The organism is Streptomyces neyagawaensis, from assembly GCF_023516595.1.
GTDB lineage: Bacteria > Actinomycetota > Actinomycetes > Streptomycetales > Streptomycetaceae > Streptomyces > Streptomyces neyagawaensis.
In genome coordinates, this window is record NZ_JAMGBG010000125.1 from 18,037 (window position 1) to 42,739 (window position 24,703).

A 24,703-nucleotide genomic window follows, 5' to 3' on the forward strand; every position below is an offset into this window, starting at 1 on the left:
CCACCAGCTCGTCGTCCGACTGTCCGCTCGACCTCCACCTCCGCGCTCCGCCCCTACGGCTGCCCCTGCCTCCGGCCGGTGCGGCTCGGCGGCGCGGTCACTGTCCCCTGCGCGTGCGAACGCTCCCTGATCGCGGCGCCCGCGCGAACGAAGCTGTCCGAAGGACTCGCCCATGACGGATTCATGCCTCGTCCCCTCCCCGGACCCCACCCCCACTTCCACCACTGCGGCTCCCGACGCCGAGCGCGAGAAGATCGCGATCATCGGGATCGGATGCCGGCTGCCCGGCGGTGCCAACGACCACCGCGCGTACTGGCGGAACCTCGTCGACGGCAAGGACTGCATCACCCCGACCCCGCGCAACCGGTACGACGTCACCACCCTGGGCAGCCGCGACAAGGCCAAGCCGGGCCGACTGGTCGGCGGTCGGGGCGGATACATCGACGGCTTCGACGAGTTCGACCCCTCCTTCTTCGGCATCAGCGGCCGCGAGGCCGACCACATGGACCCGCAGCAGCGGAAGCTGCTGGAAGTGGCCTGGGAGGCCCTGGAGGACGGCGGCCAGAAACCGGCCGAGCTCGCCGGCCGTGACGTGGGCGTCTACGTCGGCGCGTTCACCCTGGACTACAAGATCGTCCAGTTCTCCGACCTCTCCTTCGACACGCTCGCCGCGCACACCGCCACCGGCACGATGATGACGATGGTGTCGAACCGCATCTCGCACTGCTTCGACTTCCGCGGCCCCAGCGTCTCCCTCGACACCGCCTGCTCCTCCTCCCTGGTCGCCGTCCACCTGGCCGGCCAGAGCCTGCTTCGCGGCGAGACCGACCTCGCGCTGGCCGGCGGCACCCTGCTCCACATCGCGCCGCAGTACACCATCGCCGAGACCAAGGGCGGATTCCTCTCCCCACACGGCCGTTCCCGCACCTTCGACGCCGCCGCCGATGGCTATGTCCGCGCCGAGGGAGTCGCGATCGTCGCCCTCAAGCGGCTCTCCGACGCGGTCCGCGACGGCGACCCCGTGCACGCCGTCATCATCGGCAGCGGCGTCAACCAGGACGGCCGTACCAACGGCATCACCGTGCCCAACCCGGACGCCCAGGTCGCCCTCATCGAACGGGTCTGCGCCGAGGCCGGGATCGTCCCCGGCAGCCTCCAGTACGTCGAGGCGCACGGCACGTCCACCCCCGTCGGCGACCCGATCGAGGCGACAGCACTGGCCCGTGCACTGGCGGTGGGCCGCCGGCCCGGTGACCGCTGCTACGTCGGCTCGGTGAAGACCAACATCGGACACACCGAGTCGGCGGCCGGCCTCGCCGGGCTGATCAAGTCGGCGCTGGCGCTGAAGCACCGACTGATCCCCCCGCACATCAACCTGGAGCGGCTCAACCCCGCGATCGACCCGGCCGCCCTCCCGTACGAGATCCCCACCGAGCCCACCCCGTGGCCCGCGCACCGGGGACCGGCCAGAGCCGGTGTCAACTCCTTCGGCTTCGGCGGCACCAACGCACACGTCCTGCTGGAGGCCGCGCCCGAGCCGGAACCGGAGCTGGAGCCGAAGCCAGAGCGGGAGCCGGGGCTGGAGTCGGTCGGTGCCGGGACCGCGGAAGGTGCCGCAGCTCCACGAACTGCCGGGACCGAAGCGGGCGTCGAGGCCGACGAGGCTGTCGGAGGTGGGGACGGCAGCGAGGCTCAGGCGCCTGTGCCGGAAGGGCCGGGGGACGGTGTCGTCGAGGTCGGCGCGGCTGCCGGGCCGCCTGTCTGGACGGTTCTGCCGCTGAGCGCACGGGAGACCGCCGCTCTGCCCGAGGTGGCCGCCGGGATCCAGGGCGAGTTGGCCGGTGTGCGGGGCGGTGCCCCGGCCCGTCCGGCCGACGTCGGTCACACCCTGGCCCATCGACGCCAACACCACGACACCCGGCTCTCGGTCGTGTACGACTCCCGCGATGCCGCCGCCCGCGCCTCGCTGGACGAGGCGCTCTCCGCCTATCTCCGCGGCGAACCGCACCCCCGGGTGCTCACCGACCACTGCCGCGAACCCCGGCACCGGCGGCTGGCCTGGGTCTTCACCGGCATGGGCCCCCAATGGTGGGCGATGGGCCGCCAACTCTTCGCCACCGAGCCGGTGTACCGGGAGGCCGTCGAGCGCTGCGGCGAGCACATCGCCGAGCTGACCGGCTGGTCGCTGACCGAGGAGCTCGCCGCCGACGAGGCGGACTCCCGGATGGCCGAGACCTGGCTCGCCCAGCCCGCCAACTTCGCCGTGCAGGTGGGACTGGCCGCCCTCTGGCGCAGCCGAGGGGTCCACCCCGACACCGTCGTCGGCCACTCCACCGGCGAGGTCGCCGCCTTCCACGAGGCCGGCGTCTACGACCTGGCCGACGCGGTCAAGGTCGTGGTGCACCGCAGCCGACTCCAGCAGCGGCTGGCCGGCACCGGCGGCATGCTCGCCGTCGCCCTCGGCGAAGCGGAGGCCGTTCGTCGGCTCCGCCCGTACGGTGACGCGATCTCGGTGGCCGCCGTCAACAGCCCGACATCGCTCACCCTCGCCGGGGACGAGACCGCACTGGCCGAACTGGCCACCGCGCTCACCGCCGAGCAGGTCTTCGTCCGCCCGCTGGCCGTCGAAGTGCCGTACCACAGCGCCCGCATGGAGCTGATCAAGGACGAGCTGCTGGAGTCGCTCGCCGACATCAAGCCGCGTCCGGCGAGGGTTCCGCTCCACCTCACCGGGCGCGAGGGCACCGCACGCGGCACCGAACTGGACGCCGCCTACTGGTGGCACAACGTCCGTGACCGCGTCCGCTTCCGGCAGGCGATCGAGCGGCTGACCGACGACGGGTACCAGCTGTTCCTGGAAGTGGGGCCCCACCCGGTGCTCGGCCGGTCGATCGCCGAGACGGTCGCGCACCGGACGGCCGGCGGGAGCGGTGAGGGTCGTTCCCCCGCAGCCGATGCCTCCGCAGCCGATGCCCCCGACGTACGCACGCTGCCGTCGATCCGCCGCCAGGAGGACGAACAGGTCACGTTCACCGCGTCGTTGGCCGCCCTGCACAACGTCGGTGTCGAGGTCGACTGGTCCGTGCTCCAGCCCGCCGGGCGGACGGTCCCGCTGCCGCGCTACCCGTTCCGGCGGGACCGGCACTGGGTCGAGCCCCGGCCGGTCGCCGTGGTACGGCAGGGCCGGGTGGACCACCCCCTGCTCGGCCGTCGGCTGCCGGGCGCCGAACCGGCCTGGGAGGCCCGGCTGGACACCGAGGCGCTGCCGTACCTGGAGGACCACCGCATCCAGGGCAGCGTGCTCTTTCCCGCCGCCGGATACCTGGAGATGGCGGTCCAGGCGGTGCGCGCCCTGACCGGGGGCGCCGACGCCGCCCTGGCCGGCATCGAGCTGCGCAAGGCACTCTTCCTGCCCGACGCGGAGAGCCGCGCCGTCCAGCTCACCCTCTCGACCGAGCACGGCGGCTTCACCGTCGCCACCCCCGCCGGCCAGGGAACCGAGCGCACCGTGCACGCCGTCGGCACCGTCCGGCCCGGCCAAAGCCGCCGCCCGGACCGGCCGTTGGACGTGACGGCGCTGCGCGAGCGGGCCGTCCGCCATCTGACCGGACCGGAGTGCTACGCGGAGCTGGCCGCGCTCGGCTACCACTACGGGCCGGCGTTCCAGGGCATCGAGGAGGTCTGGATCGGCCCCGGTGAGGCGCTGGCCAGGATCCGGCCGACGCCGGCGGTCGTCGGGCAGGGAGTGGATCATCAGGTGCATCCGGTGGTGATGGACGCGCTGTTCCAGACCCTGCTGACCCCGCAGCTGTCGACGGCCGGCCCCACAGGCGCCGAAATCCGGCTGCCGGTCGCCATCGACGAGGTACGGCTCGACGCGGTGGGCGATCGCACCCTGTGGGCGCACGCCACCGTCACCGACGAGACCGGCTCCGAACTGGTCGGCGACATCGCGGTCCACGACGAGCAGGGCGTACCGCTCGGCGGGATCACCGGGTTCCGGGCCGCCGATGTCGAGCGGGCCGCGACGGCGGTCGGGCCGGCGACCATCGACGGCTGGCTCGCGGAACCGGTCTGGACCCCACTGCCGGACGCCCCCGACCTGTCGGACGCCTCCGACCTGCCGCTGGGCCACGCCGACGACTGGCTGGTGTTCGCGGACCGGCAGGGCGTCGCCGAAGCGCTGGCCCAGCGGATCACCGCACGCGGCGGCCGTTGCCTGCTCGTCCGGCCCGGCGCCGGGTACCGGCCCGCCGAGGGCGACGATCCGGCCGTCGTCGATCCCGGCTCCGCCGCCGACCTGTCCCGTCTGCTGGCCGACCACCGGGCCTCCGGCGCACCGGACCCGGCCGCCGTCGTCCACCTCTGGAACCTCGACCGACCGGAACCGTCCACCCCGGCCGACCCCACCGCCACCGCCACCGCCACCGGCGACCCCACCGCCACCGCCGCCCCCACCTCCCCGGTCGCTCACGCCACCACGGTCGCCCTCACCCCCGCCGCCGACTCCGCCGACACACCCGACCCTGTCGCCGCCACCACCTCCGACTCCCCCGCCCCTGTCACCGCCCCCACCTCCGTCACCCTCGTCACGCCCGCCACCCCCACCTCCACCGCCCCCGTCGCACCCCCCACTCCCCACGACCCCTCCCCCGGCGCCTACAGCCTGGTCGTCCTCGCCGCGCTGGTGTCGGCCGAACTGCCGGGCAGCCGACTGCACATCGTCACCCGGTGCGCGCAGGCCACCGTCGCCGGTGAGCCGGTCGAACCGCTGGGGGCGCCCGCCTGGGGAATCGGCCGGGTGCTGCGCCATCAGGAGCTGCCCGGCCACCCGGGCAAGCTGGTCGACCTCGGCCCGGACGGGGACCGCGACGGCGAGGCCGCCGCGTTGCTGCGTGAGTTCACGCTGGGCGACGAGGACGAGGTCGCGCTGCGGGACGGCCGTCGGCTCACCTGTCGGCTGAGGCGCGCCGAGGGGCTGAGCCGGCCGCTGCCGCCGCGGCTCCGGCCCGACGCCGCATACCTGGTCACGGGCGCCTTCGGCGCGCTCGGTCGGCTGCTGTGCCGCACGCTGGTCCGGCGCGGTGCCCGTCGGCTGATCCTGGTCGGCCGTGGCCCGCTGCCGCCGCGCGAGGAGTGGCGGGACGTCGACCCGACCGGCCAGGAGGGCCTGCGCGTCGCCTTCCTGCGGGAGCTGGAGGCCCTGGGCGCGGAGCCGGTCCCGGCGCGGCTGGACATCACCGACGAGTCGGCGCTGGCCGCCTGGTTGGCCGAGTACCGGCGGCTGGACCGGCCACCGATCCGGGGCGTCTTCCATCTGGCGGGGCAGGTCCGGGACACCCTGGTCGGCGAACTGGACCGGGAGACGTTCGACGCGGCGTACGGCCCGAAGGTGCTCGGCGCGCTCGCCCTGCACCGGCAGCTGGCCGGCGAACCGCTGGACCACTTCGTGCTGTTCGCCTCGATCGCCTCGCTGCTGACCACGGCCGGGCAGACCAACTACGCCGCGGGCAACGCCTTCCTGGACGCGCTGGCCCACCACCGCCGGGCGCTCGGTCTGCCCGCGCTGAGCCTCGACTGGGGCCCCTGGGCGACCGGGATGATCGAGGAACTGGGTCTGATCGACCACTACCGCGTAAGCCGGGGCATGAGTTCGCTCGCCCCCGAGACCGGCATGGCCGTACTGGAACGGGTGCTCGGTCAGGACCGGGCCCAGTTGCTGATCGCCACCGTGGTGGACTGGCCGGTCTTCCTCTCCTGGTACCCCGCTCCGCCGCCGCTGGTGGCCGACCTGGCCGCGGCCGCCCGGGAGTCCGGCCCGGCGACGGAGCCGACCGGCCCACTGGAGACGCTGCGGGCGGCCGGGGAGGCCGAGCGGCTGTCCCTGCTCACCTCCTGGTTCGGCGGGCTGGTCGCCTCCGTGCTCCGCGTGCCGGCCGACCAGATCGAACCGGGCGCCGGACTCGGGGCCCTCGGCCTGGACTCCCTGCTCGCGATGGAACTGCGGGCCCGCCTCACCACCGAACTCGGCACCACCCTCCCGCTGGTGGCGCTGCTGAGCAACGCGCCGGTCGCCGAGCTGGTCGCCCAGCTGTACGAGTCGCTGGCCGAGCTGCTCCACGAGGAGCGGCCCGACCGGTGCGGGACCAGTGTGGAGCGGTACGAGGACGAGTCGGCGTACCCGCTGACGCAGAACCAGAAGGCCCTGTGGTTCCTCAAGCAGCTCGACCCGGACGGGTTCGCCTACAACATCGGCGGCGCGGTCGAGGTCCGGGTGGAGCTGGAACCCGACCTGATGGCCCTCGCCTTCCGGACCATGGTCGAGCGGCATCCCGGTCTGCGGGCCAACTTCGTGCTCGACGACGGCGGTCCGGTACAGCGGATCTCCGCGGCGCTGGAGCCGGACTTCGGGGTCGTCGACGTCGAGCACCTGGACTGGGACGAGATCCACGCGGTGATCGTCCGGGAGTACCGCAGGCCGTACGACCTGGAGCATGACCCGCTGGTGCGGTTCCGTCTGTTCCGGCGCGGCCCGGCCCGGTGGGTGATCATGAAGGCCGTCCACCACATCGTCTCGGACGCGATCTCCACGTTCACCTTCATCGAGGAGCTGCTCGCGGTCTACGAGGGGCTGCGGCGCGGCGAGGCGCCCCAACTGCCCTCGGTGTCCGCGCGCTACCTGGACTTCCTCAACCGGCAGAACGAGTTCCTGGCCGGGCGTGAGGCGTCAAGGATGCTCGACTACTGGCGTTCGCGGCTGCCCACCGAGGTGCCGACCCTCGAACTGCCGACCGACCGGCCCCGCCCCGCGGTGCAGACCCACAACGGCGCCTCTGAGTTCTTCGTCCTGGACGAGGAGCTGAGCGCCCGGGTGCACACACTGGCCCGCGAGCACAACGTCACCGTGTTCATGGTGCTGCTCAGCGCCTACTACCTGCTGCTGCACGCGTACTCGGGTCAGGACGACCTCATCGTCGGCAGCCCGGTGACCGGTCGCACCGACGAGGAGTTCGCCGGCGTCTACGGCTACTTCGTCAACCCGCTGCCGCTGTATGTCTCGCTGGCCGGGGAGCCGACCGTGGCCGAGCTGCTGGACCGGGTGCGCACCACCGTGCTGGGCGGCCTCGACCACCAGGAGTACCCGTTCGTGCTGCTGGTGGAGAAACTCGGGCTCCAGCACGACCCCAGCCGCTCGGCGGTCTTCCAGGCGATGTTCATCCTGCTCCACCACAAGGTCGCCACCGAGAAGTACGGCTACCGCCTGGAGTACATCGAACTGCCGGAGGAGGAGGGCCAGTTCGACCTCACCCTCTCCGCCTACGAGGACGAGTCGGAGCACCGCTTCCACTGCGTGCTCAAGTACAACACCGACCTCTTCCTGCCGGAGACGGTGTCCCGGCTGGCCGGGCACTACGTCAACCTGCTCACGGCACTGACCACGGCGGGCCCGGAGCGCGCGGCGACCGGCCTGGAACTGCTCGGCCCCGACGAGCGGGCCCTGGTGCTCGGGCAGTGGAGCGGAGCGGACCGGCAGGTCGCGTACGACGAACCGGTGCACGAGCTGATCCTGCGTGCGGCGGCGGCCGAGCCGACGGCCCCGGCGGTGGTGATGCCGGCCGGTTCCGGCCCGGCCGTCCGCCTCACCTACGGCGAGCTGGCCGAACGCTCGGCGCGGGCCGCCGCCCGGCTGCGCGCGCTGGGTGCCGGGCCCGGCTCGGTGGTGGCCCTCTGCCTGGAGAAGTCCCCGGAGCTGATCGTCGCCCTGCTCGCGGTGCTGCGCACCGGCGCCGCGTATCTGCCGCTCGCCCCCGGCGACCCCGCCGACCGGCTGGCCTACATGGTCGAGCACGCGGGAGCGGACCTGCTGATCGCCGAGGACCACCGACTCGACCAGCTCGACCGACTCGACGGGCTCCCGGCCCGGCTGATCACCACGGACGAACTGAGCACGGTGGAGGCCGAGTTCGCGGACGAACCAGTGGGTCTGGAGGCGCCCGCGTACGTCATCCACACCTCCGGGTCCTCCGGTCGCCCCAAGGCCGTCCGGGTGTCGCACGGCAATCTGGCCTCGGCGTACCAGGCGTGGCGTGCCGAGTACCGGCTGGACACCGACGTCCGGGTGCACCTCCAGATGGCGGCCCCCTCCTTCGACGTCTTCACCGGGGACGTGGTCCGCGCGCTCTGCTCGGGCGGGACCCTGGTGCTGGTTCGGCGGGAGCTGCTGTTCGACACGGCCCGGCTCCACGAGGTGATGCGCGCCGAGCGGGTGGACGCCGCCGAGTTCGTCCCGGCGGTGGCCCGCGTCCTCGCCGATCACTGCGAACGGGAGGGGCTGCGGCTGGATTTCATGCGGCTGCTGGTGGTCGGTTCGGACGTGTGGAAGGTCGAGGAGTACGAGCGGCTGCGCGCCCTGTGCGGGCCGGCGACCAGGCTCGTCAACTCCTACGGCGTCACCGAGGCCACCATCGACAGCACGTACTTCGAGGGGCTGCTGGACGGGCTGGCGCCCAGCCGGATGGTGCCCATCGGGCGGCCCTTCCCGAACAGCACCCTCTATCTGCTGGACCGGCACGGACGCCCGGTCCCGCCCGGGGTCACCGGCGAGCTGTGGATCGGCGGCTCCGGCGTGGCGCTCGGCTACGCGGGCGACGAGGAACGGACCGGCCGGCGGTTCACCACCCTCCCGCTGGGCGGCGCCGACGGCACCGAGCCGGTCCGGGTCTACCGCACGGGTGACCTCGCGTGCTGGGACGCGGACGGCGGGGTGCGTCTGCTCGGCCGGGCCGACGCGCAGATCAAGGTACGGGGGCACCGGATCGAGCCGGGGGAGGTCGAGAGCCGGCTCGGGGAGTGGCCCGAGCTGGACCGGGCGGTGGTCACCGTCCGTGCCGACGGGCGGGGCGAGAACATGCTCTGCGCCTACTGCGTGCCGGCCCCCGGCAGGACCCTCGACCGGCGTGAGCTGCGCCGTCATCTGGCCGGCCTCCTGCCGACCTTCATGATCCCGGCGCACTTCACCGAGGTGCCCGCGCTGCCGCTCACCGCCAACGGCAAGGTGGATCTCGCCGCGCTGCCCGCCCCCGGGACGGACGGCGTGGAACGGACGGCCGAACCGCCCGCGACCCTGTACGAGGTCAGGATGGCCGAGCACTGGCAGGCCCTGCTCGGCATCGAGAAGCCGGGGCTCCAGCACGACTTCTTCGAGTGCGGCGGCTCCTCGATCAGGCTGATCGAGCTGATCCATGGCCTCCAGGCCGAGTTCAACATCAGCGTCCCGGTGAGCAGGCTGTTCGAGGTCACCACCCTGCACGGCATGGCCCGCACGGTCGAGCACATCATCACCGGCCGGATCGAGGGCGGCCGACCGTACCTGTGGTTCAACCGGGAGCAGCGGCAGACCCTGTTCTGCTTCCCGCCGGCCGGCGGCCACGGCCTGGTGTACCGGCGGTTCGCGGAGCACCTGCCCGAGTACCGGCTGGTCGCCTTCAACTACGTGTCCGGCGACGGCAAGGTCGACGCGTACGCGGACCTGGTCGGCTCGCTCCAGCCGGAGGGGCCGTGCGCGTTGCTCGGCTACTCACTCGGCGGCAACCTCGCCTTCGAGGTGGCCAAGGAACTGGAGCGGCGCGGCCGCACGGTCTCCCATGTGGTGATCGTGGACTCGCACCGGATCGCGGAGCCCTTCGACCTCGCCGACGAGCATGTCGCTGCCTTCGAGCGTGAGCTGGAAGACCATCTGTGGCGGCACACCGGTTCGACGGCGGTCGCCGACGAGACCCGCGCGCAGGCCCGCGACTATCTGCGGTTCTGCAGCCGGACGCCCAACGTCGGTGTGGTCACCGCCGAGATCGGCGTCATCTCCGACGCCGAGCAGGCCGCGCTCCACGAGGCCGGGTACCACGGCGCGTGGCACGGCAGCTCGGCCACCCGGACGACGGTCCTCACGGGCCACGGCACCCACGCCGAAATGCTCGACCACGAGTACAGCGCCCACAACGCCCGGCTCACCCGCTCGATCCTCACCGGAACCCCACCCCACACGTCGTGACCCCGGCACGGCCCCGCCACCGGGACCGACCTCGCGGGCCGGCACCGACCACACCGGCCCGCCCCACACCGACCCCCACCACCGCCCCCGTAAAGGAACGGATCCCCCCATGCCTGATCAACACCCCCCACTCCCCTACCCCTTCGCCCCACGTGGCCTCGACCTCGACCCCGGGTACGCGGAGTTGCGCGAACGCGCACCGGCCCGTATCCGCATGCCGTACGGCGACGACGCCTGGCTGGTCACCCGGTACGAGGACGTGCGGACGGTCCTGGCCGACCCGCGGTTCAGCCTGGCCGCCTCGATGGACCGGGACCAGCCGCGGATGCGCCCGGTGACCCGTACCGGCGCCGGTCTGTTCTCCACGGAGCCGCCCGAGCACACCCGGCTCCGCTCGCTGGTGGCACGGCAGTTCAGCGCCCGCCGGGTCGAGCCGCTGCGCGCACGGGCCGGGGAACTGGCCGACGAGCTGATCGACGGGATGGTGGCCGCGGGCCAACCGGCGGACCTGGTCGAGGACTTCGCCATCCCCATGCCGACCACCATCATCTGCGAGGTGCTCGGCATCCCCGCCAAGGACCACCGGATGCTCTGGCACTGGGCGGAGACGGTGCTCTCCGCCATCACCCCCCAGGAAGCGCTCGCCACCGAGGGCCGGGACTTCATGGAGTACATGGTCGGCGTGCTGGAGCTACGCGACCGCGAGCCGGGCGACGACCTGCTCACCACCCTGGTCCGGGCCTGCCGCGAGGAGGGCCTGATCAGCGAGGAGGAGCTGCTGTCGATCGCCTGCGACCTGCTGATCGCCGGCTTCGTCTCCACCACCAACCAGATCGGCAACTTCTTCCACCAACTCCTGGTACACCCACAGGAGTTGGTGCGGCTACGGGAGCACCCCGAGTGGATCCCGAAGGCCGTCGAGGAGCTGATGCGCTACGTGCCGCTGCTCACCGGCTTCAATCTGGCACGGTACGTGACCGCCGATGTCGAGCTGGGCGGCATCACGATCCGGGCCGGCGAGGCGGTGATGATCGCCACCGCCGCCGCCAACCGCGACCCGGAGGTGTTCCGGGAGCCGGAGCGCCTCGTCATGGACCGCGGGGCCAACCCGCACATCGGCTTCGGCCACGGCGTGCACTACTGCGTCGGCGCCCATCTCGCCCGGCTGGAGCTCCAGGTGGCGATCGAGCGGGTGCTGCACCGGCTGCCCGGCCTGCGGCTGGCCGTCCCCGAGAGCGAACTGATCTGGAAGCAGGACGCGATGGTCAACGGTCTCCAAGCGCTCCCGGTCGCCTGGTGACCGGGCACAGCGGCCGTCGCCGTGAGTCGATGATCATCATCGGCGGTGGTCTGGGCGGTCTCTCCACCGGCTGCTACGCCCGGATGAACGGCTACCGGACCCGGATCTTCGAGATGCACGAGATCCCCGGCGGCTCGTGCACCGGCTGGGACCGCAGCGACTTCACCTTCGACTGGTGCGTCAGCTGGCTCCTCGGGAACGGTCCGGGCAACGAGATGTACCAGATCTGGCTCGAACTGGGCGCGCTCCAGGGCAAGGAGATGCGGCACTTCGACGTGTTCAACATCGTCCGGGGCCGGGACGGCCGGGCGGTCCGCTTCTACTCCGACCCGGACCGGCTCCAGGCGCACCTGCTCACCGTCTCCCCGGCCGACGCGGCGCCCATCCGGGAGTTCTGCGCGGGCATCCGCACGTTCCGCAAGGCGCTGGCGGTCTACCCGTTCCTCAAGCCGGTCGGGTTGATGGGCCGGTGGGAGCGGTGGCGGATGATGGCCTCCTTCGTCCCGTACCTCACCACCATCCGCAAGTCGATCACCGTGCTGATGACGGACTACGCGCAGCGGTTCCGCGACCCGCTGCTGCGAGAGGCGTTCAACTTCATCCTCTACGAGAAGCATCCGGCGTTCCCGGTGCTGCCGTTCTACTTCCAGCTGGCCTCGCACGCCAATCACGCGGCGGGCGTGCCGGAGGGCGGTTCGCTGGGGCTCGCCCGGTCGGTCGAGGAGCGGTACCGCAAGCTGGGCGGTGAGATCACCTACAACGCCAGGGTCGAGGAGATCCTGGTCGAACGGGACCGCGCGGTGGGGGTGCGACTGAGCGACGGCCGGGAGTACCGCTCCGACATCGTGGTCTCGGCGGCCGACGGCCACACCACGGTGATGAAACTGCTGGGCGGCAGGTACCTCAACGACACCTACCGCAAGCTCTACACCTCGCTGATCGACCAGCCCGGACAGCTGTCCCCCGGTTACGTCTCCCTCTTCCTGGGGCTGCGCAAGCCCTTCCCGGAGGGCGACCCGTGCACCACCTATCTGCTGACGGAACAGCAGGCGAGCGCGCTCACCGGGATCCGCTGCCCGTCGATGAACGTGCAGTTCCGCACCCGGCACTACCCGGAGCTGGCGCCGCGCGAGTCCACCGTGGTGTTCGCGACGTACTTCTCGGACATCGGCCCCTGGCGGGAGCTGCACCAGGGGCCGGAACGGTCCTCGCGGGTCCGGCGCGGTCAGGAGCTGCACACCCTGCCGGTCCGGCACGGCAGGGACTATGTGACCGCCAAGCGGGAGGTCCGCAACGGCATCGTCTCCTTCCTGGACGAGCGGTTCCCTGGTTTCAAGGACGCGGTGGCCGTCGCCGACGTCTCCACCCCGCTGACCCAGGTCCGCTACACGGGCGTCTACGACGGCACGTTCCCCGGCTGGAACCCGTTCGTGGAGGGCGCGGAGACGGTGGAGGAGGAGATCAAGCGCAGCGGCCCGGTCCTGCCCGGGCTGTCGGACTTCTACCTCTCCGGGGTCTGGGCGACCATCGGCGGCCTGATCCGGGCGGCCGCCGCGGGCCGGCACGTCATGCAGTTCATCTGCCGGGACGACGGTGTGGAGTTCACCGCCGACATCGACCGGAGCGCCCCGCCCCCGACGCATGTGGTCATCCCGGTCGGCGGTCCGCCCCGGCAAACGCGGGCCGCCGACGGGGGCGGTACGACGAGCGATCCCTCGAACACCGAGACAGGAGCCCTGACATGAGGATCGAGAAGTGGGTCGTCCGTGAGCACCTCGGCGGGGTCCCGGACGTGGACCGGATCTACGAGAAGGTGGTGGAGGACGTCGAGATCGCCCTCCGCCCCGACGAGATGCTGTTCCGCACGCGGTACGTGTCGGTCGACCCGTATCAGAACGGGCTGGCGCTGGAGACGCCGATCGGGCACCCCATGGGCGCGGACTCGATCATGGAGGTGCTGGAGGCGGGGCCGGAGGCGGCGTTCGAGGTCGGTGACCTGGTGCAGGGCTTCGGCGGTTGGCGCAGCCATGTGGTCCACAACGGCGCCGAGGAGGTGTGGCGGACGGGCACCTTCCCGATGGTGTTCCCGGCCTACCGCCGACTCGACCCGGAGTGGTACGACGAGCGGCTGCCGCTGTCCACCGCGCTCGGCGTCATGGGCGCGCCCGGGATGACCGCGTGGGGCACCCTCACCCGGTTCATGACCGTACGGCCCGGTGACACGGTGGTGGTCAGCGCCGCATCCGGCTCGGTCGGCACGCTGGTGGGCCAGTTGGCCCGGCGGGCGGGTGCCGCCCGGGTGGTGGGCACCACCGCCTCACCGGGCAAGGTCGAGTATCTGCGCGGGCTCGGCTTCGACGAGGTGGTGCTCTACGCACAGGCCGACGACGCGGAGAAGGTACGGCAGGAGCTGCTGCTCGCCGCGCCCGACGGGGTCGACCGGTACTTCGACAACCTGGGCGGAACCATCACCGACGCGGTGTTCACCATGCTCAACGTGGACAGCCAGGTGGCCGTCTGCTGGCAGTGGGCCACCACCGTGAACGGCGAACTGACCGGGCCACGGCTGCTGCCGTACATCATGTTCCCGCGCACCACGATCCGCGGCATCTTCGCCCAGGAGTGGTTCCACGAGCCGCTGTTGACGCGGATGCACCAGGAGCTCGGAGGTCTCGTCCGCGACGGTGAGATCCAGTACCACCAGACCGTGCACCAGGGCTTCGACGCGATCCCGCACGCGTACCGCAGCCTCTATGTGAACCGGGAGGGGAACCGGGGCAAGGTGCTGGTCCAGGTCTGACCGAGCCCGCGGGAGCGACGGAACAGAGCACGGGCGGCGGGGAGGCCGTTCTCCCACCGAGGGGACAACGGCCTCCGACCGGGCTGCGACACCGGCGCCGTCAGTCCACCCGTTCCGGATGCGTGAGGTTCGCTCCGCTCGCCGGGTCGAACACATGGGCCTTGGCCATGTCGACCCGCAACTCCGTGGGCTGACCCTCACGCGCACGTGTGGCGGCGTCCAGACGGGCCACGATCTGACGGGTGTCGGCGCCGGTGTCGCGCAGACCCGAGTCCTTGGCGAGCTCCTCCAACTCGGCGGTCGTCGCGGGCCCGCCCTCCGCGGTGAAGTAGACGTACACATCCGAGCCCAGCGACTCCAGTACCTCCACGGTGGCGGTGAAGACCGGGCTCGTGCGGTCCCGTTCGTGGGACAGGGCCGCGTCCTCGAACGCCTCCGGCCGCAGCCCGATGATGACCTCGCGAGGCGCGTTCTGCTCCTCCAGCGCCCGTCTCGTACGGTCGTCGAGGGGCAGGTCGCCCACGGGTGAGCGCAGGGCACCGCCCTCGAAGGTGGCGTTCAGGAAGTTCATGGCCGGGGAACCGATGAAGCCCGCGACGAAGATGTTGCGCGGCAGGTCGTACAACTCGGCAGGTGTCCCGATCTGCTGGACCAGGCCCTGTCGCATGACCACGACCCGGTCGCCGAGGGTCATCGCCTCGGTCTGGTCGTGGGTGACGTACACGGTGGTCGTACCGAGGCGCCGCTGCAGCCGGGAGATCTGGGTGCGCATCTGCACCCGGAGTTTGGCATCGAGGTTGGACAGCGGCTCGTCCATCAGGAACGCCTTGGGATCACGGACGATCGCCCGTCCCATGGCCACCCGCTGACGCTGACCGCCCGAGAGGTTGGCGGGCTTGCGGTCCAGGTGCTCGGTCAGATCGAGGATCTGCGCGGCTTCCGTGACCTTGGCGTCGATGGTCGCCTTGTCCACCTTGGCCAGGCGCAACGGGAAGCCCATGTTCTCCCGGACGCTCATGTGCGGGTAGAGGGCGTAGCTCTGGAAGACCATGGCGACGTCGCGTTCCTTGGGAGCGAGGTCGTTGACGACGCGGTCTCCGATGCGGAGGGTGCCCTCGGTGATGTCCTCCAGGCCGGCGATCATGTTCAGTGTGGTGGACTTGCCGCATCCCGACGGACCGACCAGGATCACGAACTCGCCGTCGGCGATCTCGAGGTCCACGTCCTTGACGGCGAGGGACCCGTCGGGAAAGCGCTTGGTGACTCCCTCGAGGATGATCTCGGCCATGGGTGGTGCCTCCTTGCCTTCATACCTTGGTCGGGGCATACGCGGTCGGGGAGGTCACCCCTTGACCGCCCCTGAGGTCAGCCCGGCGACAATCCGCCGCTGGAAGAGCAGGACGAAGACGATGATCGGGATGGTGATGACCACGGCGGCCGCGGCGATCGACCCCGTGGGCTGCTGGAACTGGGAGCTCCCGGTGAAGAACGCGATCGCGGCGGGCACGGTGCGCGCGGACTCGGTGGAGGTCAGCGAGATCGCGAACAGGAAGTCGTTCCAGCAGAAGATGAACACGAGGATGGCCGTGGTGAACACGCCCGGCGCGGCCAGCGGCACGATGACCATGCGGAAGGCCTGCGCGGGCGTCGCCCCGTCCACCTTGGCTGCCTTCTCCAGATCCCAGGGGATCTCCCGGAAGAAGGCGGACAGGGTGTAGATCGCGAGCGGCAGGGAGAACGTCATGTACGGGATGATCAGCCCGATCCAGGTGTCGAAGATCCCGATGATCCGCTCGATGTTGAACAGCGGCGACACCAGGGAGATCGGCGGGAACATGGCGATCAGCAACGACATGCCGATGAGGACCCGCTTGCCGGGGAAGCGCAGCCGGGCCACCGCGTAGGCGGCCATGGTGCCCAGCGCCACCGCGATCACCGTGGCGATCAGGGCGATACCGATCGAGTTGATCAGCGCCCGGGTGAACTCGGAGGTCTCGAAGATGCCCCGGTAGTTCTCCCAGGTCCAGTCCGTGGGGATGTAGTTGCCGTCCGTCAGGGTGCTGGGGTCCTTGAACGACAGTGCGGCGATCCACCCCACCGGGAACAGGGCGTACAGCACGACCAGTACGTTCAGGACCCCCCACCGGGCGGCATGTGTCTTTCCCACAGCGGCCATCAGCGCTTCACCTCCGCGCCGGGTGCGGCAGCGCCGAACAGTTTGACGAAGGTGAAGGCGATGATCCCGACGCAGATGAAGATCAGGACCGAGATCGCCGAGCCGATGCCCAGGTTCAGCGCGGTGAACAGGTTGTCGTACCCGAGGATCGACACCGAGCCGGTTCCCTGGGCTCCCGCGGTCAGGATGTAGATGTTGTCGAAGATCCGGAACGCGTCGAGGGTGCGGAAGAGCAGTGCCACCAGGATGGCCGGTTTCATCAGCGGCAGCATGATCCTGGTGAAGCGCTGCCAGGCGGTGGCACCGTCCACCATGGCCGCTCTCAGGGTCTCCTCGGGGACCAGCGCGAGGCCCGCGAGCAGCAGCAGGGCCATGAACGGCGTCGTCTTCCACACCTCGGCGAGGATGATCAGCCAGAGGGCGGGCCACTGTTCGGTCAGGGGAGCGTCCCCCTGGGGCAGCAGCTCGGCCAGATATCCGAGGTCGGGGGTCCACGCGTACTGCCAGGAGAAGGCGGCCACCACGGTGACGATCCCGTACGGGATGAGGACCGACGTGCGGACGACGCCTCGCCAGAAGATCGTGCGGTGCATCACGAGGGCGAGCCCCATTCCGAGGACCAGTTCGATCGCCACGGACACGGCGGTGATGAACAACGTGACCCAGAAGGCGTCCCACCAGAACGGAGAGGTCAGCACCGCCCCGTAGTTGCTCAGCCCCACGAACTCCGCCCGTCCGGGAAAGCGCAGGTCATAGCGCTGGAGGGACAGGTACATGGCGTATCCGACGGGGTAGGCGGTCACGGCGATCATGACGACGACAGCGGGCGCGCAGAGCAGCCAGCCGAGCCGGCGCTCCTGTCTGGCGCCCGCCGAGAGCGCTGACCGCTCCGGCTCCGCCCGGCCCGTCTCCGTCCCTGGAGGTGGCGGGGCTCCTGTCGGTTGCTCCCGCGTGCTCATCGCGGGCCGTCCGAGGACGCGACCCGCGCACGGGAGAGCCGACCGGCACAGGGGGGCGGGAGGAGGTGGTTCACGGGATCACACCCTCGGATCGCAGGGCATCGTCGATCTGTTCCTTGATGGTGTCGACCGAGCTCACGGGGTCGATCCCGGAGGGCGGGGACAGGGTGTGGGAGACCGCGATCGACACGTTCTGGTAGACCGGGGTGATCGGGCGGACGCTTCCCGCTTCCAGGGCGGCCAGCACGTCCCGGGAGAAGGGGTACTCCTTCATGAACGCGGGCTCGTCGTACAGGGCGCGCAGGGTGGGGGGTAGACCGCCCTCGAGCGCCGCGGCGAGTTGGTTCTCCCGGTTGCGCAGGCACAGTGCCGCCTCGAAGGCCAGGTCGGGGTGGCGTGAGTAGGCGCTCACCGCCAGATCGATGCCTCCGATGGTGGGCCGTGCGGGGCGGTCCGCGTCGACCCTGGGGTACGGCGCCCAGCGGAAGTTCTTGAACAGCTCGGGGTTGTTCGTCTTCATCGACGGATAGACGAACGGGTAGTTGAGCTCGAACGCCGCCGTCCCCGCCTCCATGGCGAGCCGGTTCTGGTCCTCCATCTGGTTGGGGAGGGAGGGGTCCGCGGCGGAGGAGTCCGCGAGATCACGCATGACCTGCGCGGCCCGGACGGCAGGAGGGCCGAGGGAGGGCTCGGTCGCACTCGCGTTGAGGATGGTGCCGCCCGCACTGTTGATCAGTGTGTTGAACCAGACGGTCAGGCCCTCGTACTGGGCGCCCTGGATCTCCACGAAGTGCGGTTTGCCCTGTCGCGCGAGGGCCTCGGCCATGTCGAGCATCTCGGCCCAGGTCCTGGGCGGCCTGGGCACGAGGTCCTTGCGGTACCACAGGAGCTGGGTGTTGGCGTTGTACGGGACGGCGTACAGCTTGCCCTTCCAGGTCGAGGTCTGCAGCGGTACGCGCAGGGTGCCCTCGGTGGCCTGCCGCTTCGCCGCGCCCGTCCATTCCCGGATCCAGCGCGCCTCGGCGAACTCCGCCGCCCAGGTGACGTCCAGGCCCAGGATGTCGAGGGAGTCGTCCTCGGCGGCGAGCCGGCGGACGAGCTGCTGGCGCTGGCCGTCCGCGGCACGCGGGAGTTTGTTGTAGCTGATCCGGTAACGCCCGCCCGACGCCCGACTGCACCCGTCGGCGGCCTTCTGGAGGGCGCCGGAGTCGTCGGGGAAGTTGTACCAGTTGAGGGTGGGCGTACCGGAACCCTCGTCGTCGCCGCATGCGGTGAGCACCGACGCCAGCAACGGCAGCACGGCGAACGCCCGGAGCCAGCGCCTCGTGTGCATGCGCTCCACACCTCGCTTCCGGACGGTGACAGGGGACTCGGACCTCGCGGTGTTGCCCCTGCGCACACTAAAGACCGCAAACAAGTAGATCAAGCACATATCGCCACACATCACCCGGCGATTCGTCAGGTCACCCCTTCGACGAACCCGCGGGCGGGGAGAAATGAGAAGGCCGGTTTCGGAAACCTCCGAAACCGGCCCTACCTACGACTCTTTCGAGTCGGGACGACAGGATTTGAACCTGCGACCCCTTGACCCCCAGTCAAGTGCGCTACCAAGCTGCGCCACGTCCCGTCGCGATCCCCACGGTGCCCGTACTGCCGACTCGTGCTCCGTGTGAACGCGCAGGTAAACCCTACCCTACATAGCTCGCAGCAGACGGCGAGGTTGTGCAGGGCCGCACCGAGGACGGCCCGAAACGGGAGGCCCTGCGGACGACGTCGTCCGCAGGGCCTTCCGTTGGTGCGTGTGATGTGCGGTGGTGTCAGGTCACCGGCGGCTCGATGTCCGCGTCGATGGGCTGCCAGCGGGTGACCGCTCGGGTCAGGGGGTGGTCGCCGCCGAGTTCCGGGCTGTCGGTGGCGCGGCGTTCCGCTTCCGCATGGAGCCCGGTGGCTTCCTCGTGCCGTGCCTCGGCGTCGTCGGAATCGTCACGGCGCAGTTCGACCGCGAGGTTCGAGGCGCCGGCGATGGCGAGGTAGTGGTCGGGGCCGAGCACCTCCGTGAGCCCCTCGTACGCCTCGCGGCCCACGGCGAGGGCCCGTTCGTGGTCCCCGCTCTCGGAGAGGTCCGTCGCGTGGTTGAGCATGCAGGTGAGGGTGTAAGGGTGGCGGGGGCCCAGCAGGCGGCGGAAGCGGTCGAACGTACGGGTCGACAGTTCCCGTGCGGCGTCCCGCTCTCCGGTGAGCCTGAGCAGGACGGACAGGTTGTTGGCGCAGGCCAGGGTGAAGACATGGTCCGGGCCGAACTTGCGCTCGTACCGGTCGAGCGTTTCCTTGGCGAGTTCACGGCCCCGTACCGACTCGCCGCGGTCGTAGAGGTCGGCGGCGAGATTGCTGGCGATGGCCAGCGTGTCGGGGTGGTCCGGGCCCAGCTCTTTCAGGGCCTGCTCATAGGTGTCGTTCGTCAGTTTGTGGGCCGCTTCGTAGGCGCCCAGCCGGCGGTAGATGATGGCCGCGCCGAGGGAGGCCCGGAAGGTGACCAGGTGTTCGGGGCCGAGCGCCCGCCGGCTGCGCTTCAGCGTGTCCTCGATGAGTTTCCGGGCTTCCTGGAAACGTCCGGCGGCCCGCAGGTCGCGGTTGAAGTTGTTGGCGGAGTTGAGCGTGGAACGCTCGTCGGGCCCGGAGATCTCCCGGCGCTGCTTGAGGATGTCCCGGTTGGTGTCGCGGGCCGCCTGCCGGTCGCCGGACAGGAACTCGGACACCGCGAGGTTGTTGGCCGCCGCCAACGTGCGGGGGTGGCCGTCGCCGAAGACCCTGCGGGTGCGCCGCAGCGTGGCCCGGTCGCTCTCCATCGCGTCGGCGTACCTGCCGACACCGCGCAGGTCGGCGCCGAGACTCATGGCCGCGCCGAGCGTGTAGGGGTGGTCGTCGCCGAGGATCCGGCTGCCCCGCTCGTACACGTCGCGTGTCACCTCGTACGCCTCGGGCAGGCGGCCCTGGTCGCGCAAGGCGTTGCCCAGTTCGGTGCGCAGGCGCAGCACGAGCGCGTCGTCCTCTCCGAAGCGGGGCTGCCAGCTGGTGAGGACCCGTTCGGCGGTGCGGTTGGCGGTGTCGGCGTCGCCGCTGCGCCACAGGTAGCGCACGGTGTCGCAGATCCACTGCCGTACGGGCAGGGCGTCGCTCTCCTCGGCCCGGGTCGGCCACAGGTGCGGCAGCAGCGCGCTGTAGCGGCGCCAGCTCTCGGACTCGTCCGGGCTCTTGGGGTTGGCCTGACCGAGGACGGCGTGGGCCCGTTCCCGCATGGCGCTCTGGTCCTCCGGACTGAGCTGGTCGCGCAGGACCCGTTGGATCAGGCGGTGCAGGGTGAGGGTGTCGGTCCGCTGGTCCACTTGGGCGAGTCCGTTGCGGACGATCTCCCCGTAGAGCCTGCTCATCATCAGCGGGTCGGACAGGCTCGGGTCGTGGCGTTCGAGCAGTTCGAGGGCGGGACGGCTGCTGAGCATGTCCCGAGGGATCGGGTCCGGGCCGAAGAACGCGCAGAGCTGGAGGAGGACGGCGGCGGCCGGTGTACGCGACTTCAGCCGATCGAGTGACCAGCTGGCCGCTGCCGATGTCGGGTAATCGGGGGCTGACTGGTTGCGCAGGATGTCGGTCATCTGAGTACGGAGCATCTCCACATAGGTGGCCACGGGCATCGCCGACTCCTGCAATGAGGCGGCGGCCAGGCTCACGGCCAGTGGGAAGTCCCCGAGTTCCTCGGCCACCCGAGCCGCCTCGGCCGGCTCCAGGGCCTGGTTGTAGCGGCGCAGCAGCGCGACGCTCTCCTCACGGGTGAAGAGGTCGACCTCGATGCGTGCCGCGCGTTCGGCCCATGCCGGATTCCGCGAGGTGATGAGGATGTGGTGACCGGGCCCACTGACCGGAACCAGACCGTCCAGGTCGGCCGGTTTCTCGGCGTTGTCGTAGACGAGCAGCCAGCGCGCGTGGGGGGTGCCGCGGCGCAGCTTGTCCAGCACCTCGTTGCATATGGCCGCCAAATCCTTGCCACCGAGGGGCACACCGAGATGCCCGGCCAAAGAGTTCAGGTCCTGGCGGATCTGCGTCGGTTCCGCTGCGTTGATCCACCACACCAGATCGTAATCGGATTCGAAGCGGTACGCGTACTCGAGTGCCACCTGTGTCTTGCCCACGCCTCCGAGTCCGTAGAGGGCCTGGGGCAGTACAGCGGTGGTGCCGGCGAGCAGGCTGTCGCGCAGGCGTTCGATGAGTGTCCGGCGGCCCGTGAAGGCGACGTTCCGTTGGGGGCGTCCTCCTATGACCTGGGGCGGGGTGCCGGGGAGCCGGGTGGCGGCGGCCAGGCTCACGGCGGTGGCGCGGGGTCCCGGTTCGGTCGGGCTGCCGCGGTCGACGACGGTCAGCAGGCGGACCACCGCCTCCTCGGCGGAGACCCCGGCGAGGCTGACCGTCGCGGAGGGCGCGAACTCCGGCGGGGGCGGGGAGTCGTCGACCCGCAGGGGGACGACCATGCCGATCTGGCCCGACGGGTCCCGGCGCCGGATCTGGTGCCATATCTCCCGCGCCTGCGGCAGGGCGGTGTACTGCGGGGAGAGCAGCACGATCATGCGTCCCTCGCCCGCCAGGGTGCGGTCCAGTCCGGCCGGTGTCGCGGGGGCGGCGGTCGGGTCGTCCCCCTCGATGGGGGCGAGGGTGGCCTCGTATCCGGCGGCCCGCAGGACGCTGACGGTCCAGTCCGCCCAGAGTCGGTCGGTGGCGGCGTAGTTGACGTAGAAGTCCTTGCGCAGCGTCGGCGCCGTGCGTTCGTACTCGGCGCGCAGTGTCCGGCGGTACGGCTCGGGCATGTTGTTCAGCCGGGTCACCCGGTTGTCGGTGAGCCGGGCGGTGAGACGTTCGAAGGCGGCGAGGAGGGTGCCGTCCTGGCGCCGCTCCCCCACCGTGGCGGGGATCTCCTCGTAGGCGTAGCTGGGCTTGTACGGGATCTCGACGCTGCTCCAGTACTGGTCCTGCTCGTCGGCCGGTACCCAGTCCAGGAAGGGCGCGAACAGGTTGCGGGCCTGGTGGCGGCCGGCCTCCAGGCGGTCGCGGCCGGCGTCCTCGACGCGCATGGGGACGGGGACGATGCGGATGTCGCGCTGGGCGTGGGAGTTGCGGCGGACGGAACGCGCCACGTGTGCCGCGCCGTTGACACCCTGGCGGCTCAGGGTGAAGCAGTCGACGACGATGTCGGGCATGACGACCGTGCAGATGCTCGCGGTGTCGCTGAGGCCGGTGCGGCTGTCGATGAGGACGTAGTCGTACCGTGCGGCCATGTCGTCGCGCAGCGCGGTGAGGAAGTCGGCGCCGCCCATGCGGTAGAACGTGCCCCAGTCGAAGGTGCTGACGGTGACGGCGTAGGTGTCGGGGTCCTGGACGCCGGCGGGGAGCAGATCGAGTTTGCCGCCGGGGGGCAGCCTCAGTTCGGTGCCGACGGCGTAGCGGTCGACTCGGGCCAGTTCGCGGGGGTCGGGGCCGTGGCCGCCGCCCCGGGGGGGTGGTCCGGCGGCTCCGGCGTTCTCCGCGCCGGAGGCGACCCGTTGGGCCACGGAGCGGCGGGCGAAGTCGCTGACCATCTCGATGACGCCGGCGCTCTCGGTGAGGTCGGGGTCGGCCAGCAGGGGTTGGAGATAGGTGTGCAGTCCGGGGGCTTCGAGGTCCCAGTCCACGACGAGGACGCGCAGACCGTTGCTCGCGAGGATCCAGGCGGTGTTGACCAGAGCCATGGTGCGCCCCGTGCCGCCCTTGAAGGAGTAGAAGGTGATGATGGTGCCACGGCCGCGGTCGTCATGGGTCATCTGTCCTGCTCCTGCTCTAAGGGAAGGGGATCGGAGGAGGGGCGGGCAGGCTGCGGGCGCGCGGGTCCGTTCGGCTCGGGCCGGGCCACGGTGCTCAGGACGGGGAGCGACGTGGAGGTGATCCGTGCTCTCTCCAGGGAGTCGAGCTGGATCGTCTCCAGGAACGAGAACAGATGGTTCTGCACCTTGGCCACGACGGCGTGGAGCGCCCCGTCGAATTCGTCCGAGCCGATTCCGGATTGGAGCAGCGGCAGGGGATCCCCTGCTCCTTTCGCCCAGTTCAGCGGTAGGACGCTGCGGACCGCCTCCCAGTAGGGCTTGCTCTGGGGTCCGTCACCCGCCTCGTCGGGACCGCAGGGAACGATGGCCGCGCTGCCCGGATGGTTGCTCCGGTCGTAGGCGCGCAGGGCGCTTCCGTACGGTTCGTCCGCGGCGGCCCGCGCCTCCACCAGGAGGACCGCGACCTGCCCCTGCCCACGGGCCTCGTCCAGGGTGGCGCCGAGGACGTCCGAGACGACGTCGGTGCGCACCGTGAAGCCCCGCTCCTCCAGGAGTTGGCTCGCTCTCCTGGCCAGGGGCTCCGGGGATTCGGTGTGGTAGGGGTTCCAGTCGGTCGGGCTCTCCCCGTGGCACCCCGGGTCCGTGGACCTCTGATGGTGGGCGGTCCCGGAGGTGCGGGCGGCGACGAGCAGCAGGGCGTGGCTGCCCGGCTCCGCGCGCTGGGTGGCGGACGGGAAGGGGCCGGCGGATTCCGGTGCGGTGATGTCCAGACCCTCGGCCGCCGGTATGCGGAAGTGTTCGGCGGCCACGAGGATCTGCCGCGCGAGGAGGTTCACGATGCGGCGGTACTCCTCGCCGCCCGGGTCGGCCACCAGGATGCGGCGCAGTCCCCACTGCGCGTAGTTCTCGCCGAATTCGAGGTTGTCGTACTGGATGTGGGCGGCACCTGCCGGAATGCTCTGTACGGGCTCCCACAGGACGGGGATGAGAGCCTTGGCATCCACTCCGGCCAGTTCCCTGTGGCTGCGCTGCCGGTCCTCGAAGGCCTTCCATTCGCGGCCACAGAAGTCGCTTCTGAAGTAGTCCGGGGTGTAAAGCGCCAGCATGGTGCGGCAGTGGCCCAGGGCGTCGCCGAGTGCCGCGTTCCAGTCCTGGCCGATTTGAATGGACTGGACGTCCAGAAAAGGACGGTCGAAGGGCACGGGCTTGCCCTTGCGTAATCGCCGCAGTTCTTGGCGCAATTCTGCGCACAGGTCGTCGTAAAACCGCTTGACGAGGACCCGCGGTCCGCGCCTGCGCGCATAGCTCAGGAAGAAGTACGGTTCCAACGAGCCCCCGACGTGCCGCGATCGCGGGGTCCCTACCGTGGGGTGGATGGATTCTCGCGCCTCGGAAGGTGACCGACACCGGCGGAAGTGCGCGCGGTTCGGTTGCCTCCCACACCTCCTCACCCCCCAACCGGTACCCCTCAGCCATTGCCTTGGTTGAGTCGTGCCGAGACAGTGAACTGTACCCCTGTCCGGCCTGACGGGCCCCTTTTCGGCGGGACCCGATGCATGCATTCCCCTGATCTCCGC

10 protein-coding genes and 1 tRNA gene are annotated in these 24,703 nt (G+C 70.8%); 4 read left to right on the forward strand and 7 right to left on the reverse strand.

Annotation, left to right across the window (positions count from 1 at the left end; genetic code table 11):
* Positions 1-172 precede the first annotated feature (172 nt).
* From M8J73_RS36105 to M8J73_RS36120, 4 genes are all read left to right on the forward strand, one after another.
* Complete coding sequence (locus M8J73_RS36105) at positions 173-10,048, forward strand: non-ribosomal peptide synthetase/type I polyketide synthase (protein WP_249829558.1); 9,876 nt, start codon at positions 173-175, stop codon at positions 10,046-10,048.
* A gap of 109 nt (positions 10,049-10,157) precedes the next feature.
* Positions 10,158-11,348 (forward strand): cytochrome P450, encoded by a 1,191-nt coding sequence (locus tag M8J73_RS36110; protein ID WP_249829559.1) that lies wholly within the window; start codon positions 10,158-10,160, stop codon positions 11,346-11,348.
* A 29-nt stretch (positions 11,349-11,377) separates the two neighbouring features.
* Positions 11,378-13,093: a phytoene desaturase family protein gene (locus M8J73_RS36115; RefSeq protein WP_055540555.1), complete on the forward strand. Its 1,716-nt coding sequence runs from the start codon at positions 11,378-11,380 to the stop codon at positions 13,091-13,093.
* The gene (locus M8J73_RS36120; protein WP_055540554.1) at positions 13,090-14,148 is read left to right on the forward strand and encodes an MDR family NADP-dependent oxidoreductase; all 1,059 of its coding nucleotides are present in this window, start codon (positions 13,090-13,092) and stop codon (positions 14,146-14,148) included. The genes M8J73_RS36115 and M8J73_RS36120 overlap by 4 nt, the downstream gene beginning before the upstream one ends.
* A gap of 100 nt (positions 14,149-14,248) precedes the next feature.
* Here M8J73_RS36120 and M8J73_RS36125 read toward each other — a convergent pair whose 3' ends face one another.
* The 7 genes from M8J73_RS36125 to M8J73_RS36155 form a co-directional block, all read right to left on the reverse strand.
* A complete protein-coding gene (locus M8J73_RS36125) occupies positions 14,249-15,436 on the reverse strand; it encodes an ABC transporter ATP-binding protein (RefSeq protein WP_055540553.1) in 1,188 nt (395 codons plus the stop codon).
* 54 nt (positions 15,437-15,490) lie between these two features.
* Entirely contained in the window at positions 15,491-16,324 is an 834-nt protein-coding gene (locus M8J73_RS36130; protein ID WP_055540552.1) for a carbohydrate ABC transporter permease, read from the reverse strand.
* On the reverse strand, positions 16,324-17,283 hold the full coding sequence (locus tag M8J73_RS36135) for a carbohydrate ABC transporter permease (RefSeq protein WP_055540551.1): 960 nt from the start codon (positions 17,281-17,283) through the stop codon (positions 16,324-16,326). The genes M8J73_RS36130 and M8J73_RS36135 overlap by 1 nt, the downstream gene beginning before the upstream one ends.
* A gap of 70 nt (positions 17,284-17,353) precedes the next feature.
* Positions 17,354-18,616: an ABC transporter substrate-binding protein gene (locus M8J73_RS36140; protein ID WP_055540557.1), complete on the reverse strand. Its 1,263-nt coding sequence runs from the start codon at positions 18,614-18,616 to the stop codon at positions 17,354-17,356.
* 220 nt (positions 18,617-18,836) lie between these two features.
* A tRNA-Pro gene (locus tag M8J73_RS36145) sits at positions 18,837-18,910 on the reverse strand.
* Positions 18,911-19,100: 190 nt separating this feature from the next.
* Positions 19,101-23,126 (reverse strand): FxSxx-COOH system tetratricopeptide repeat protein, encoded by a 4,026-nt coding sequence (gene fxsT / locus M8J73_RS36150; protein WP_249829560.1) that lies wholly within the window; start codon positions 23,124-23,126, stop codon positions 19,101-19,103.
* Positions 23,123-24,688, reverse strand: coding sequence for a TIR-like protein FxsC (locus M8J73_RS36155; RefSeq protein WP_372504080.1), 1,566 nt, complete (start codon positions 24,686-24,688; stop codon positions 23,123-23,125). The genes fxsT and M8J73_RS36155 overlap by 4 nt, the downstream gene beginning before the upstream one ends.
* Positions 24,689-24,703 lie beyond the last annotated feature (15 nt).

Coding starts and splice junctions, on each gene's coding strand:
- M8J73_RS36105 (WP_249829558.1), top strand. CDS start 173: ATGACGGATTCATGCCTCGTCCCCTCCCCGGACCCCACCCCCACTTCC.
- M8J73_RS36110 (WP_249829559.1), top strand. CDS start 10,158: ATGCCTGATCAACACCCCCCACTCCCCTACCCCTTCGCCCCACGTGGC.
- M8J73_RS36115 (WP_055540555.1), top strand. CDS start 11,378: ATGATCATCATCGGCGGTGGTCTGGGCGGTCTCTCCACCGGCTGCTAC.
- M8J73_RS36120 (WP_055540554.1), top strand. CDS start 13,090: ATGAGGATCGAGAAGTGGGTCGTCCGTGAGCACCTCGGCGGGGTCCCG.
- M8J73_RS36125 (WP_055540553.1), bottom strand. CDS start 15,436: ATGGCCGAGATCATCCTCGAGGGAGTCACCAAGCGCTTTCCCGACGGG.
- M8J73_RS36130 (WP_055540552.1), bottom strand. CDS start 16,324: ATGGCCGCTGTGGGAAAGACACATGCCGCCCGGTGGGGGGTCCTGAAC.
- M8J73_RS36135 (WP_055540551.1), bottom strand. CDS start 17,283: ATGAGCACGCGGGAGCAACCGACAGGAGCCCCGCCACCTCCAGGGACG.
- M8J73_RS36140 (WP_055540557.1), bottom strand. CDS start 18,616: ATGCACACGAGGCGCTGGCTCCGGGCGTTCGCCGTGCTGCCGTTGCTG.
- fxsT (WP_249829560.1), bottom strand. CDS start 23,126: ATGACCCATGACGACCGCGGCCGTGGCACCATCATCACCTTCTACTCC.
- M8J73_RS36155 (WP_372504080.1), bottom strand. CDS start 24,688: ATGCATGCATCGGGTCCCGCCGAAAAGGGGCCCGTCAGGCCGGACAGG.